This is a genomic window from Trueperella bernardiae (assembly GCF_001469025.1).
In the GTDB taxonomy this organism is placed as follows: Bacteria; Actinomycetota; Actinomycetes; order Actinomycetales; family Actinomycetaceae; genus Trueperella; species Trueperella bernardiae.
Genome location: NZ_LNIZ01000005.1, coordinates 108046 through 121491, shown reverse-complemented (window position 1 = coordinate 121491; position 13446 = coordinate 108046). Strand labels below are relative to the sequence as shown.

15 protein-coding genes are annotated in these 13446 nt (G+C 66.6%); 7 read left to right on the top strand and 8 right to left on the bottom strand.

Going from position 1 to position 13446, the window contains the following annotated elements; all coding sequences use genetic code 11:
* Window positions 1-3: 3 nt before the first annotated feature.
* From AQZ59_RS06205 to hrcA, 3 genes are read right to left on the bottom strand one after another with little or no spacing between them, the layout of a single operon-like run.
* Window positions 4-723 carry a 16S rRNA (uracil(1498)-N(3))-methyltransferase gene (locus AQZ59_RS06205; RefSeq protein WP_062613806.1) on the bottom strand — a complete coding sequence of 240 codons (720 nt, stop codon included), beginning with the start codon at window positions 721-723 and terminating at the stop codon, window positions 4-6.
* Window positions 720-1832 (bottom strand): molecular chaperone DnaJ, encoded by a 1113-nt coding sequence (gene dnaJ, locus AQZ59_RS06200; RefSeq protein WP_062613805.1) that lies wholly within the window; start codon window positions 1830-1832, stop codon window positions 720-722. The genes AQZ59_RS06205 and dnaJ overlap by 4 nt, the downstream gene beginning before the upstream one ends.
* Window positions 1833-1844: 12 nt before the next feature.
* Entirely contained in the window at window positions 1845-2861 is a 1017-nt protein-coding gene (hrcA, locus tag AQZ59_RS06195) for a heat-inducible transcriptional repressor HrcA (protein ID WP_201783163.1), read from the bottom strand.
* Between the two features lie 96 nt (window positions 2862-2957).
* Between hrcA and AQZ59_RS06190 the strand changes: the two genes are divergently transcribed.
* Complete coding sequence (locus AQZ59_RS06190; protein ID WP_062613803.1) at window positions 2958-3818, top strand: DUF3097 family protein; 861 nt, start codon at window positions 2958-2960, stop codon at window positions 3816-3818.
* Here the strand turns inward: AQZ59_RS06190 and AQZ59_RS06185 are convergent.
* The 4 genes from AQZ59_RS06185 to lepA are packed head-to-tail and all read right to left on the bottom strand — an operon-like array spanning window position 3790 to window position 8210.
* Window positions 3790-4401 carry a hypothetical protein gene (locus AQZ59_RS06185; protein ID WP_062613802.1) on the bottom strand — a complete coding sequence of 204 codons (612 nt, stop codon included), beginning with the start codon at window positions 4399-4401 and terminating at the stop codon, window positions 3790-3792. The two genes, AQZ59_RS06190 and AQZ59_RS06185, sit on opposite strands and share 29 nt — an antisense overlap.
* Complete coding sequence (gene hemW / locus AQZ59_RS06180) at window positions 4398-5564, bottom strand: radical SAM family heme chaperone HemW (protein ID WP_062613801.1); 1167 nt, start codon at window positions 5562-5564, stop codon at window positions 4398-4400. The genes AQZ59_RS06185 and hemW overlap by 4 nt, the downstream gene beginning before the upstream one ends.
* Window positions 5557-6351 carry a tRNA (guanosine(46)-N7)-methyltransferase TrmB gene (gene trmB / locus AQZ59_RS06175; protein WP_062613800.1) on the bottom strand — a complete coding sequence of 265 codons (795 nt, stop codon included), beginning with the start codon at window positions 6349-6351 and terminating at the stop codon, window positions 5557-5559. The genes hemW and trmB overlap by 8 nt, the downstream gene beginning before the upstream one ends.
* Complete coding sequence (gene lepA / locus AQZ59_RS06170; RefSeq protein WP_062613799.1) at window positions 6351-8210, bottom strand: translation elongation factor 4; 1860 nt, start codon at window positions 8208-8210, stop codon at window positions 6351-6353. Before lepA ends, trmB begins: the two co-directional genes overlap by 1 nt.
* Window positions 8211-8312: 102 nt before the next feature.
* Between lepA and AQZ59_RS06165 the strand changes: the two genes are divergently transcribed.
* The 6 genes from AQZ59_RS06165 (at window position 8313) to rpsT (ending at window position 11704) form a co-directional block, all read left to right on the top strand.
* On the top strand, window positions 8313-8933 hold the full coding sequence (locus tag AQZ59_RS06165; RefSeq protein ID WP_236698680.1) for an HAD-IA family hydrolase: 621 nt from the start codon (window positions 8313-8315) through the stop codon (window positions 8931-8933).
* 13 nt (window positions 8934-8946) lie between these two features.
* Window positions 8947-9585 carry a hypothetical protein gene (locus AQZ59_RS06160; protein ID WP_062613798.1) on the top strand — a complete coding sequence of 213 codons (639 nt, stop codon included), beginning with the start codon at window positions 8947-8949 and terminating at the stop codon, window positions 9583-9585.
* 113 nt (window positions 9586-9698) lie between these two features.
* The gene (locus AQZ59_RS06155; RefSeq protein WP_062613797.1) at window positions 9699-10187 is read left to right on the top strand and encodes a PH domain-containing protein; all 489 of its coding nucleotides are present in this window, start codon (window positions 9699-9701) and stop codon (window positions 10185-10187) included.
* Window positions 10188-10198: 11 nt separating this feature from the next.
* Window positions 10199-10879, top strand: coding sequence for a type II toxin-antitoxin system PemK/MazF family toxin (locus tag AQZ59_RS06150; RefSeq protein WP_068539013.1), 681 nt, complete (start codon window positions 10199-10201; stop codon window positions 10877-10879).
* Between the two features lie 83 nt (window positions 10880-10962).
* Window positions 10963-11181, top strand: a complete 219-nt coding sequence (locus AQZ59_RS06145) for a CsbD family protein (protein ID WP_062613795.1) — start codon at window positions 10963-10965, stop codon at window positions 11179-11181.
* 256 nt (window positions 11182-11437) lie between these two features.
* Window positions 11438-11704: a 30S ribosomal protein S20 gene (rpsT, locus tag AQZ59_RS06140; RefSeq protein ID WP_062613794.1), complete on the top strand. Its 267-nt coding sequence runs from the start codon at window positions 11438-11440 to the stop codon at window positions 11702-11704.
* A 297-nt stretch (window positions 11705-12001) separates the two neighbouring features.
* On the opposite strand, the gene pntB is transcribed toward rpsT, so the two are convergent.
* Entirely contained in the window at window positions 12002-13444 is a 1443-nt protein-coding gene (gene pntB / locus AQZ59_RS06135) for a Re/Si-specific NAD(P)(+) transhydrogenase subunit beta (protein WP_062613793.1), read from the bottom strand.
* Between the last annotated feature and the right edge of the window lie 2 nt (window positions 13445-13446).

The window sequence follows — 13446 nt, the reverse complement described above, 5'->3', positions numbered from 1 at the left end:
ATTCTAGCGGTATGCCGTGACGACGGCGGCCGCCCACGCCCCCGCCGTCGCCGAGCGCATGACGTGGTTGCCGAGCAGGACGGGGGTGGCACCGGCGCCGGCGAACATCTCGAGTTCGGCGGGCGTGATGCCGCCTTCGGGCCCGACGACGATCATGACGTCGCGCTCGATCGGCAGCAGGTCGGCCAGCGGCGCGGTTGCTTCCTCATGGCAGACAACCGTGAGCCCGTCGAATTCGCGGATCGCGGCGGCGAGCTGGCCGGAGGTGTGGAGGGGGTGAATCTGCGGGAGGAAGGCACGCCGGGATTGCTTCGTGGCCGCCCAGACGGCATCGGCAAGCCGCGCCCGGCCCTTCTCGGCCCTGTCCCCGCTCCAGCGCACGATCGAACGCTCGGCCATCCACGGGATGAAGGCGTCCACGCCGTACTCGGTGCAGGTTTCGAGCGCTTGCTCGTCGTGTCCGCGCTTAGCGAGCGCCTGGACGAGAGTGATGCGCGGGCGCGCCAGCTCCTCTTGAACGGAGGCGAGCCGGCGGCCGCAGACCTCAGCCTTGCCGACGACGTCGACTTCGATCGTCACCCGCAGCCCGTCCCCGTTCACGACGTCGATCCGATCGCCCACGCTCGTGCGCCGTACGACGGCGGCGTGGTGGGCCTCGGGCCCGGTGAGGATGACCTGCTCGGTATCGGCGAGGTCAGGATCGATGTAGACCGGTAAAGTCATCGGCCCGAGAGCCGATCCCAGATGCGCCCGAACACCGACTGGCTGGAGTCGACCAGCTCGCCGGTCTCCTCCCCGCGCTCGTGGGCGAACTGTTCGAGGAGCTCGCGCTGGCGGGCATCGAGCTTGGTGGGGGTGACCACCTGGACCTGGACCTTGAGGTCGCCGCGCCCGCCGCGGTGGAGGCGGCCCACGCCCAGGCCGCGCAGGGTTTCGACGTGGCCGGCCTGCGTGCCCGGGTCGAGGGAGATGGTCTGCTCCCCATCGAAGGTGTCGATCTCGAGCGTGGTGCCGAGCGCGGCCGCCGTCATCGGCACCTGCAACGTACATAGCAGGTCATCCCCGGAACGGGTGAAGACCGGGTCGGGCTCGATCTGGACCTGGGCGAACAAGTCACCCGCCGGGCCGCCCGCCAGGCCGGCGTCGCCGCGGCCCTGGAGGCGGATGCGCATCCCATCGTCTACGCCCGCGGGAACCTTGATGGTGACGGGCTGGCTGGCGCGGATGCGGCCCTCGCCCGAGCACTCCCCGCACGGGGTGACGATGATCGTGCCATATCCCTGGCAGCGCCCGCACACCGTCTGTGACATGACCTGGCCGAACAGCGACTGGGTGACCTGCTGGACGGAGCCGGTGCCGTCGCAGTTCGTGCACGGTACGGGCTCAGTGCCCGGCTCGGCCATCTGCCCGTGACAGTGCGGGCACTCGACCACGGCCTCATGGTTGATGGTCTTCTCCGCGCCGAACACCACCTCGTCGAGGCTGAGGTGGACGGCCACGAGCGTGTCCTGGCCGCGCCGGGCGCGCGAGGCCGGGCCGCGGCGTGTGTTGCCCCCGCCGAAGAAGGTATTGAAGATGTCCTGGAAGCCCTCGAAGCCCGGGCTGTAGGTGGCCCCGCCGCGCAGCGCGTCCTCCCCGCCCATGTCGTACATCTTGCGTTTGTCCGGGTTGGAGAGCACCTCGTAGGCGTTGTTGACCTCCTGATACTTCTCCGTGGACCCGCCGTTGGGGTTGTCGGGGTGCAGTTCGCGGGACTTCTTCCGGTAGGCCTTCTTGATCTCGGCCTGGGTCGCGTTCCGGCCCACCCCGAGGACGTCGTAATAATCTGCCACAGTTTCCCTTTGTTAATTCGCTGCCAAGATGTCGGATAGATACTTCGCCACCGCATAGACCGAGGACATATTCGCCGTGTAGTCCATGCGCGTCGGTCCAATGATGCCAAGCCGGGCCAGTGTTTGCTGGTCCGCGCCCACATAGTTGGTGGACACCACAGAGGTTTCGCTCAGGGCATCACTCGAGTTCTCCCGGCCGATCCCCACGTGCAGCCCGTCCTCCTGGTGGGCGAGGATGCGCAGCAGTACCACCTGCTCCTCGATCGCGTCGAGGATGGGGAAGACCGAGTTGTCGAAGTCAATCGTGTAGCGGGTGAGGTTGGCGGTGCCGGCGACGACGACCCGTTCCTCGGCCTCGTTGCGTAACGTTTCTTCCACCACCTGCACGACGAGGCGGGCGGCCGGCTTGAGTTCCTCTGGCAGGCCGTCTTCCACCCGGCCGAGCGCGTCGGGCAGGCCGGCCAGCTGGAGCTCCTCGAGTTCGGTGTTGAGCACCCGCCGCAGCGCCACCAGGTCCTCCTCCGTGAGCGCCGAGGGGAAGGAGACCATGCGCTGCTCCACGCGGCCAGCGTTGGTGATGATGACGACCAGCGCGCGGGTGTCGGTGAGCGGCACCAGCTCGATGTGGCGCAGGGCCGTGCGGCGAAGCGAGGGGTATTGCACCATCGCCACCTGGTTCGTGAGGGAGGACAGGAGGGCCGCGGCGCGTGTGATGACCTCGTCTAGGTCCACCGCCTCGAACAGCATGCGCTTGATCGCGGTGCGCTCGGCGCGCGAGAGCGGCTTGAGCGAGGCGATCTGGTCCACGAACTGGCGGTAGCCGGCGTCAGTGGGCACGCGCCCTGCGGAGGTGTGGGGTTGGTGGATGAGGCCAGCCTCCTCAAGCGACACCATGTCGCTACGGACGGTTGCCGGCGAGACGCCGAGGTGGTGGCGCTCGACCACGGCGCGCGAGCCCACTGGCTCGCCCGTACGCACGTAATCTTGCACGATGGCGTTGAGCACCTTGGCCTGCCGATCCGTTGCCATCACGCCTCCCCACATAGCACTCGCATAACTCGAGTGCCAATTCTACGCCCTGGCCTCCAAATATCCCAGTTGCCTCCCACGCGCTACCCTAGCCCCATGAGCTATATCGACCGCTACGGCCCTGACGCCCTCAACGCCCCCGCCTCCACCATCCGCGACGTCACTGTGGAGGTGGGCATGGTCCTCGAGGACGTCACCTCCGGGTACGTGGGCGAAGTGATGAAGGTGGGCAAGGTGGCCGGCCAGTGGCAGATGGAACTGGAGGATGCCCAGATGCGCCGGCGCGGCTTCCCGATCGGGCGCGGGTTCTGGCTCGAGGGCGAGGCGGTGAACCTCATCCCGCCCCTGCCGAAGAAACTGGTAGCCAGCCGAGGCCCGAAGATCACTGCCTCGGGCTCCTTCCACGTGGAGCACGAGGCGCGCGTGGCCAAGGCCTCCCGCATCTGGGTGGAGGGCAAGCACGACGCCGAGCTCACCTCCAAGATCTGGGGCTCCGACTTGGCCTATGAGGGCATCATGATCGAAGAGCTCTTCGGCGCCGACCACCTGGCCGATGTCCTCGCCGTCTTCGGCCCGTCCGATTCCCGGCGCGCCGGCATCATGCTCGACCACCTCGTGGCCGGCTCCAAGGAGGCCCGTATCGCCGCCGAGGTGGCGACCATGGAGGGCGTGCTCGTGCTCGGCCATCCCTACGTCGACATCTGGCAGGCGATCAAGCCCGGCGTCGTTGGTCTGAAAGAATGGCCGCACGTGCCGCGCGGGGAGGACATCAAGAAGGGCACGCTCGCCCGCATGGGCTGGCCGCACGCCACGGCCGAGGATATCGGCCTGGGCTGGGCCAGGATTCTGAGGGCCGTGCGCGACTACCGGGACCTCGAGCCGGCGTTCCTTGGCCGAATGGAGGAGCTCATCGACTTCGTCACGGCCGCTAGCCCCACACCTCACCGGGCAGGGTAGGGATGATCCCCTCCGCATAGGAGGCGATCTCCTTCAGCCGCTCGACCTTCTCCCCGCCCTCGTTGACCATGAAGGTCACTTTGTTGGCCGTCAAGTGCGCCGCTCGCAGGCCGGGCCAGGAGGTGAGGAAGGCGGCGACATCGTCGTTCACCCAACCCGACTCGCCCTCCCAGGACAACCCGCCGTCCAGGCGCGCGAGGGTCTCGGGGATCTCGGGCTCGGTGCCGTCGCTACGCAGTGGGACCTCAAGCGTGAACAGCAGGTAGCCGCCAACCGACGGCGCCACGAAGCTGCCCGCCCGCCAGGTGGTCCCGCGCCGGCCGGAGCTGACGGCCTCCACGCCCGGCGCCCCCACCGCGAGCGGCCAATGGCTCGGCAGCACCGTGGTATCGAGCAAGAAGAGGGCGAGGTTGTCCACGGTGTCCTTCACCCGCCACCCCTGGGCGCGCATGGCGCCCTTGAGACGCGAGGCCTCGTCCCACGTGCCACCCGACTTCTTGGAGAACAGGGTGATCCCCGTGTAGATCAGCGGGATGCCGATCACGAGGGCAAGGATGGTGTAGACGACATAGTCGCGGTTCATGATGCCTCCTCGGCGTCCCACAGGGTTCGGGTCACGACGTCAGCCAACAGGCGCCCCTTGCGGGTCAGCCGCAAGCGGCCGGCGAACGCGGCGGCTGGGTCGATCAGTTCGTCGGCGATAAGCGAGGCGACGACGCCAGGCGGGGTAGCACCCACGTCGATGCCCTCGCTCAGACGGATGCCCAGCATGATATCCTCCTCGCGCCGCTCGGCGGGGGTGAGGACCTCGCCGCCCGCGATCGGCAGCTCCCCGGCCTCAAGTTTGCCAGCGTACGCGATCGGGGGCTTGATGTTCCAAAAGCGACGCCCGTCCAGGTGGGAGTGGGCGCCGGGGCCGAATCCCCACCAGTTCGCGTTCGTCCAGTAGGCCCGGTTGTGTTCCGAGCGCTTGCCGGGCTTGGCCCAGTTCGACACCTCGTACCACTCGTAGCCGGCGGCAGACAGCGCCTCGTCTGCCATCTCGTACTTGGCGGCCAGCACGTCCGGGTCCGGCTCGGGGATCTCCCCGCGCCGCAACTGGGCCCCCATCTTCGTGCCCTCCTCGATCGTCAGGCCGTAAGCGGAGATGTGGCCGGGCTCGAGCGCGATCGCGGCGTCGAGGGAGGCACGCCAGTCATCGAGGGACTCCCCCGGCGCGCCGTAAATCAGGTCAAGGGAAAACTCCAGGCCGAGCTCCCGCGCCCAGCGGGCCACCTGGGCCACTTGGCCGGGCGTGTGCTGGCGGTCGAGGGTGGCCAGCACGTGCTCGACCGCCGACTGCATGCCGAAAGAGAAGCGGGTAAAGCCCGCATCTGCGAGGGTCTCGAGTGCCTCCAAGGTCACCGTCTCCGGGTTCGCCTCGGTGGTCACCTCGCCCTCAGGGGAGCCGAAGGCCTCCGTCAGCGCGGCCAACACCGCCGCCAGGTCGGACGCCGGCAGCATCGTGGGAGTGCCGCCCCCAAAGAAAACCGTGCGCAGGGGCCCTGCCGGGGCGACGGCGTCGTGAGCAAGGGCGATCTCAGAGATGAGGGTGTCCGCGAAACGCGAGGCGCTCGCGCCCTTGCCGAAATCGAGGTTCGTGTAGGTGTTGAAGTCGCAATACCCGCAGCGCACCGAGCAAAACGGCACGTGGACGTAGGCGGACAGACCCTCCACCCGCGCGGTGTCGATGCCGAGTTCAGTCACGCTCGCGGATCGCCTCGACGTCGAAAATCTTGCGCCCGGCCTCAATCCCGCGCGACTCGAAACGGGTCATTACGCGGCCCGGCCAGCGCTTGGCGAAGCCGCCCCGGTACTGGCCCTGGTCGGCCGCATCGGGGTTCTTCTCCGAGTAAGGATTGGAAAAGTGCGGGCTGTTGGCCACCACATCGCGCATATGCCAGGCGTAGTCGGCCCAGTCGGTGGCCATACGCCACACGCCGCCCTGCTCGAGCACGAGCGCCACGGTCTTCGCGAAGTTGTCGCTCACCAGGCGGCGCTTGTGGTGACGCTTCTTGCGCCACGGGTCCGGGAAGAACGTCCACACCTCCCGCGCCCGCGGGTTTTCCACCTCGCCACACCGGAAAAGGATGGGCAGGGCCTGGGCGGCGTCAACCTCCATGATCCGCACGTTCTGCACGCCCTCGCGCACGGCCGCATTCACGCAGCGCGCCACGCCGGGCGACCACGCCTCGATCGCCAAGAAGTTCCACTCGGGGCGGGCGAGGGCCGCGGACATCGTCTGCTCCCCGCTGCCCGGGCCGATCTCGACCACGAGCGGGGCCGAACGCCCAAATGCCGCGCGCAGGTCCACGAACGCATCCTTAGCCAGGGTGGTCTGGGCCGGCCCCTGCGGGTAGTCGATGACGTATGCCGGGCCGTATTCCTCCATTACCTTTTCGTACTTGTCCCCCAGGCGCGAACCGCGCCGGGTGAAGGACATAATCCGGCCGTAGTTGGGGTTCTGCTCGGGCAGGGTGCCGTGCTCGGACATTACTTCTTCTTTGACTCGGGCATCTCGGAGGACAGGGCTGCGACGAAGGCCTCCTGCGGCACGTCCACGCGCCCAATCGACTTCATGCGCTTCTTACCTTCCTTCTGCTTCTCCAGCAGCTTGCGCTTACGGGAGATATCGCCACCGTAACACTTGGCCAGCATATCCTTGCGCAGGGCCCGGATCGTTTCGCGGGCAATAATGCGCGAACCGATCGCGGCCTGGACGGGGATCTCGAACTGCTGGCGCGGAATGAGGCCCTTGAGCTTGCCGGTCATCTCCACACCGTAGTGGTAGGCGTTGTCGCGGTGGACGATCGCGGAGAAGGCATCCACCTTCTCGCCGTTGAGCAGGATGTCGACCTTGACCAGGTCCGCCTGCTGCTCGCCCTCCTCCTTGTAATCGAGGGAGGCGTAGCCCTTCGTGCGGGACTTGAGCTGGTCGAAGAAGTCGGTGACGATCTCGGCCAGCGGCAACTTGTAGCGCAACTCCACCCGGTCCTCGGACAGGTAGTCCATCCCCTCCAGGTTCCCGCGGCGCTGCTGGCACAGCTCCATCGTGGTGCCCACGAAGTCGGAAGGGGTGAGGATCGTGGCGTTGACCAGCGGCTCGTAAATCGCCTGAATCTTCCCGTCCGGGAACTCGGACGGGTTTTGCACCACATGCTCGGCCCCGCCTTCGGCAACCACCCGGTAGATAACCGAGGGGGCGGTGGCGATGAGGTCCAAGTCAAACTCGCGCTCGAGGCGCTCTGTGACGATCTCAAGGTGGAGCAGGCCGAGGAACCCGCACCTAAAGCCGAAGCCGAGTGCCACAGAGTTTTCGGGCTCGTAGACAAGGGCGGCGTCGTTGAGCTTGAGCTTGTCCAGCGCATCACGCAGGGCCGGGTAATCCGAGCCGTCGATCGGGTAGATGCCCGAATAGACCATGGGCTTGGGGTCGCGGTAGCCCGAGAGAGGCGCGGCGGCCGGCTTGCGGGCGTCCGTGACCGTGTCGCCCACGCGCGACTGGCGCACCTCCTTCACACCCGTGATGAGGTAGCCCACCTCCCCCACGCCCAGTCCGGCGGCCGGCTTCGGTTCGGGCGAGATGACGCCGATCTCGAGTAGCTCATGGTTGGTGTGGGTGGACATCATCTGTACACGCTGGCGCGGGGTGAGGTTGCCATCCACCACACGCACGTACGTCACCACGCCGCGGTAGGAATCGTAGACCGAGTCAAAGATCATGGCGCGGGCCTCGGCGTCGGCGTCGCCCGTGGGGGCCGGGATCTCGGCCACGATCCGGTCAAGCAACTCGTCCACGCCCTGGCCCGTCTTGCCCGACACCCGCACCACGTCGTCGGGATCGCACCCGATGAGGGAGGCGAGCTCGGCGGCGTACTTGTCCGGGTTCGCGGCCGGCAGGTCGATCTTGTTGAGGACGGGGATGATCGTCAGGTCATTCTCGATCGCCATGTACAGGTTCGCCAGCGTCTGCGCCTCGATGCCCTGCGCCGAATCGACCAGGAGGATCGCGCCCTCGCACGCGGCGAGCGAACGGGAGACCTCGTAAGCGAAGTCCACGTGGCCGGGGGTGTCGATCATGTTGAGCGCGTAGGCCTGCCCGTCCACCGACCACGGCATGCGCACCGCCTGGGACTTAATCGTGATCCCGCGCTCGCGCTCGATATCCATGCGGTCAAGGTACTGGGCGCGCATCTCACGCTCCGTGACGATGTCCGTCAATTGCAGCATCCGATCGGCAAGCGTGGACTTGCCGTGATCGATGTGGGCGATGATGCAGAAATTCCGAATCTGCGCGGCCGGAGTGGACGCGGGCTGGATCTTGGCCAGCTCGGCAGAGGTAGAAACGGGCACGAGTCTCCTTCGAATAACAGTCTTTGACAACGATACCAGCGCGCCCGCACGGAACCGGGAATGTGCCGTGTGAAATTAGGCGGCCTGTGCCAGACTTGAGGCGTGTACACCTCCATTTTGTGGGACATGGGCGGCACGCTCATCGACACCTACCCGGCCGTCGACCACCTGCTCGCGCGGATTGGATATCGCACGGACGCGCCCAGCAACGCCCAGCTGTCCGAGGTGGCCCGCCTGCGCTCGATCTCCATCGACCACGCAATGAACAAGCTCCACCAGCTCTACGACGCCGACCTCGAGGCCCTGCATGCCGGCTACTCCGAACTCAAGGAATCGTGGAAGACCCGCCCGGCCCCGCTCATGAGTGGCGCGCGCCGCGTGCTCGAGGCTGTTCGCGACGCCGGTGGGCTCAACCTCATCGCCACCCACCGTGACCGCTGCTCGGCCGAGGACCTGCTGGCCGCCCACGGCATCGAGGTGGACGACATGGTGTGTGCTCCCGACGGCTACGAGCGCAAGCCCTCCCCTGACATGTACCTGGTGCTGATCGAACGCCACCGTCTCCACCCGGCCCGCGTGCTCGCCGTGGGCGACCGCCCGATCGACGTGGAGGCCGCCACCGCCGCCGGGGTGGACGGCTACCTGCTCGACCACCGGGGCAAGCAACCGGGCACCCTTGCCTCCCTCAGCGAACTTATTGGGATGATCGGGCCGCGGCAGTGAGACAATACCTACCATGAGCCTAGGTCCTGGATCCCTCAACGTCTTTCTGCCCCTCATCGAGCGCCTGACCCGCCTGCCGGGGCGCGCGCTCGTAACCTTCGCCGCCGCAAGCAACGCGCTTCTCGCCTTCGTCGGCTGGCAAGCCGGCACGCACGGAGGTGGCGCAGGCGCGTGGATCCCGTTTGGCGCATGCGTAGTCTTCAGCATCGTGCTGGTGTTCTTCGCGATCCGGCGCTCCCGGCTCGAGCGCCTGCTGAACGAGTACACCGAGAAGGTGCGGGCGCGCTACGCCAAGCAGACTCAACGATCCGAGAGCGCGGGCCAAATCTCGCAAAGCTCCGGGGACGGGATCATCATCGACGAATATGGCAACGTCCTCACCCGCGAGGCGGGCATGGAGGCCGAGGTCAAGCGCCTGCGGGCCCGGGAACGCCAGGCCGACGCCGAACGGGAGGCCGCCCAGCGGCGTAAGACCTTCCTCTCCCGGCTCGAGGCCGCCCAGCGCGCCGCCATCGCCCAGGCGGGCGGGGTGGGCAACGTCCCCCACCTCCAAGACGACCTGCGCTGGACCGTGCTCGCGGCCGGCATCACCCTCGCCTCCCTGCCGTTCATCGCCCTCCTTGCCATCATCAGCCTCTTCATCTGGCTCTAATGCCGGGTGGCCGGCACTCGGAGTGCCGGGGCGGCCGCTCAGGCGAGCCGCTCCAGCGGGCGCGAAGTGGGCGACGGCGTCGTGAACGGCCAGCCTTGTGGCAAAATGGGGGCATGGGTTTTAACAAGAAGCGCCTAGCCGCCGACGAGCACGTTATTCGCCACATGCGCGAGCACGTGAAGGCGATTTTTGGCAATATCCTCGCGCTGGTGGTCGTGGTGGTGGCATTGGTCCTCGCACTCTACTTCCTGCCCGACTCAGTGCGCCCGTGGGCGCACTGGGCCGCCGGCGCTACGGCTGGGCTACTGGCGATCTTCCTGTTCGTCATCCCGTGGCTGCAGTGGATGACCAGCACGTACACGGTCACCGACCGGCGGATCATCACCCGCACGGGCATCTTCAACAAGACCGGGCACGACATCCCGCTCTCCCGGATTTCGAGCGCCTCCTACGAGCGCGACATCATTGACCACATGTTCGGCTGCGGCACCCTCATCCTTGAAACCTCGGCCGGCAACCCGGTCACGCTCCACGACGTGCCCGAGGTCGAGCGCTTGCACGTGACCCTGATCGAGCTGCTTGACGAGAGCGAGGACGAGTAGCCGTGTCTTTCATGGAGTCCCTCCGGCGCGCGGCCAAGTCGGCCGGCCGGAGTCTTGGCCGGGACCTGGCCCGCAAGGCGGGTGACGAGATCTCCCGCGCGATCACCGGCAGCCGTGGCACGTCGGGACGCGGCGGGCGTTCAGCATCGCGCGGAACGGCGCAAGGCGGGGGTAGTGCGCGAGGTGCGAGGACGGCGTCGTCGAAGAAGAACGCGACTCAACCGGCGCCAGGACCCAAGTTGCGGCCCAGGGGCGCCACCTTGCCCGGGCCTGACGAGCCCGCCATCGAGTGGCCGGTTGCGCGCATCGGCCTTCCCACCTTCGACTACTCCCCGCTCCCCGACGCCTCCCCCGACCCGGGCGAGGTGGTGTGGGCGTGGGTACCGTTCGACGAGAACGACGGGCGTGGCAAGGACCGGCCCGTGCTCGTGCTCGCCGGATACGAGGAGCACGTGGTGTTCGTGCAGATGTCGAGCAAGGATCACGACGACTACACCCGCTACGAGGCCAGCCAAGGCCGCACGTGGCTGGACATCGGGACGGGCGCGTGGGACTCGCGCGGGCGCTCGTCGGAGGTGCGGCTCGACAGGCTGCTGGTCGCGCACGTGGCCCAAGTCCGCCGCGAAGGCGCCACGCTCGATCGGGCCAGGTACGACGCCGTAGTCAAGGCGCTCATGGAACTCCACGGCTAATGCCAGACTTTTCCAAGGTTCGCCCGCTAATATGAAAAGAGTAAGGAAGCTAGACGCTTCGGACCCACGTTAAAGGAGCAATCATGAGCTTTGATGACATCAAGAACAAGGCCAAGGACCTGGGCGGCAAGGCCAAGGAAACCGCCGGCAAGGCCACTGACAACGAGGACCTCGAGTTCGAGGGCAAGAAGGACCAGCTGGTTGCCGACGTGAAGAAGGCCGCCACCGAAGCCGGCGAGAAGGCCAAGGGCTTCGTCAACGACACGATCGACAAGATCAAGGGCGACAAGGACGAGCAGTAGTCAACGCCCCGGGGCTCACGCCCCTGTAGCCACCACGGCGCCGCAAACGTGAGCAGATGCACCACAAACCGCATCTGGCCTCGCTTTTGCGGCGCCGGTCGCTTTGCTAAAGTAGTCAATTGGACTTTGAACCTGGTCGGGTGAAAGGTCCGGCCAATCTTCTTTCCACGGGCACCCCACGCCTCAGTCCGAAGATGGCATGCCCTCACCGACCCGCGGCCCTCGGGGCCATCATTCACAACGAAAGAGTTCATCAGTGGCAAACATCAAGTCCCAGATCAAGCGAAACAAGACCAACGAGAAGCGCCGCCTTCGCAACAAGGCCGTCAAGACCGAGGTTCGTACCCTCGTACGTAAGACGCGCGAGGCCGCTGCAGCCGGCAACGCCGAGGAGGCGCAGGAAGCGCTCCGCGTTGCTTCCCGCAAGCTCGATAAGGCTGTTTCCAAGGGTGTTATCCATCGCAACCAGGCGGCCAACCGCAAGTCGAAGCTCGCCAAGCTCGTTGCGAAGATCAACGGCTAAGTAGCTCGAAGAAAGGGCGGCGGACTGGGGTCCGCCGCCCTTTTGCGTGCCCGCCGGGCCTGAACTACGGGCGCGGCCCCGCCGGGCCACGCCCGCCAGCTGGAATTAAAGAGCTTTGGACGATTTCGGGGCGATCTTCGTATATGAGGAGATCGCCCCGGAATCGTCCAGGAATTTCAAACGGGTCCCGGGTAACAGCTTGCCCAGTGGCCGGAGGCAGTCACGCCGGCGGAGAGGGATGAAGCCTCACCGCCCGAAACGACGGCGTGACTGCCGGAGGCTTAACAACCGCTTTCGCTAGGCGTTCACCTTGAGCGCGGCGTTGATTTGGTCCACCGAGTCCTTCGCGTCGCCCAGCAGCATCTGGGTATTCTCGTTGAAGAACAGCGGGTTTTGCACGCCGGCATACCCTGCGTTCCCCATGGAGCGTTTAAAGACAATGACGTTCTTCGCCTCCCAGACCTTGATGACGGGCATACCCGCGATCGGCGAGCCGGGCTCTTCGGCTGACGGGTTGACCGTGTCGTTTGCGCCGATGACGAGCACCACGTCGGCCTCGGAGAGCGTGTCGTTGACTTCGTCCATTTCGTAGACGATGTCGTAGGGCACGTTAGCCTCGGCAAGCAGGACGTTCATGTGCCCAGGCAGTCGGCCCGCCACGGGGTGGATCGCGAACGACACGTCCGCGCCCGCCTCGCGCAGGCGCCGGGTGAGGTCCGCCACCGGGTATTGAGCCTGGGCCACTGCCATACCGTAGCCGGGGGTGATGACCACCTTGGAGGCCGAAGCCAGCATGTCGGCCACCTCGGGGGCGGTGATTTCGTGGTGCGTGCCGTAGTCGCGTTCTTCGGCCACCGCGCCGTCGGAGCCGAAGCCGCCGAGGATCACGGAGATGAAGGAGCGGTTCATCGCCTGGCACATGATGTAGGACAGGTAGGCGCCCGAGGAGCCTACGAGTGCGCCCACGATGATGAGCAGGTCATTGCCGAGGGTGAAGCCGGCCATCGCGGCGGCCCAGCCCGAGTAGGAATTGAGCATCGACACGACCACCGGCATATCGCCGCCGCCGATTGCGGCCACGAGGTGCAGGCCGAGCAGGAGCGCGATCACCGTGAGCAATGCCAGCGGGATCATGCCCATCCCCACGGTGCGCGTGTGGGCGAACCAGATGATGAGCGCCAGCGAGGCGACGATCGCCCCCAGATTGAGCCAGTTACGCCCCGGCAGGGTGAGCGGCTTGCCAGACATTCGGCCCGAGAGCTTGAGGAAGGCGATGATCGAGCCGGTGAACGTGACCGCGCCGATGAACACCGCCAGGCCCACCTCGCCCATGTGGAAGGCGTTGTCGGGCGAGTCCGAACCGGGGGTCAGGATGAAGGAGTTGTAGCCGACGAGCACGGCTGCCAGGCCCACGAAGGAATGGAGCATAGCGATCAGCTCGGGCATGCCGGTCATTTCCACCTTGCGCGCGAGCGGGATACCCACGGCCGCGCCGATGCCGAGCGCGACCACGATGAGGGCGGCCACCACGGCCTGCTTCTGCGCGAACGAGATGAGGAGGATGACGGTGGCAAGAAGCACGAGGCCCATGCCTACCATCCCGAGCCGGTTACCGCGCTGGGCCGTGGCCTGCTTCGACAGCCCCGCGAGCGCGAGGATAAACAGCAGAGCGGCGGCGATGTACGCCAGTGACTCGAAGCTGAGCTGCCATGACGTGTAGTAAGCAACGATGTCGTTCATGA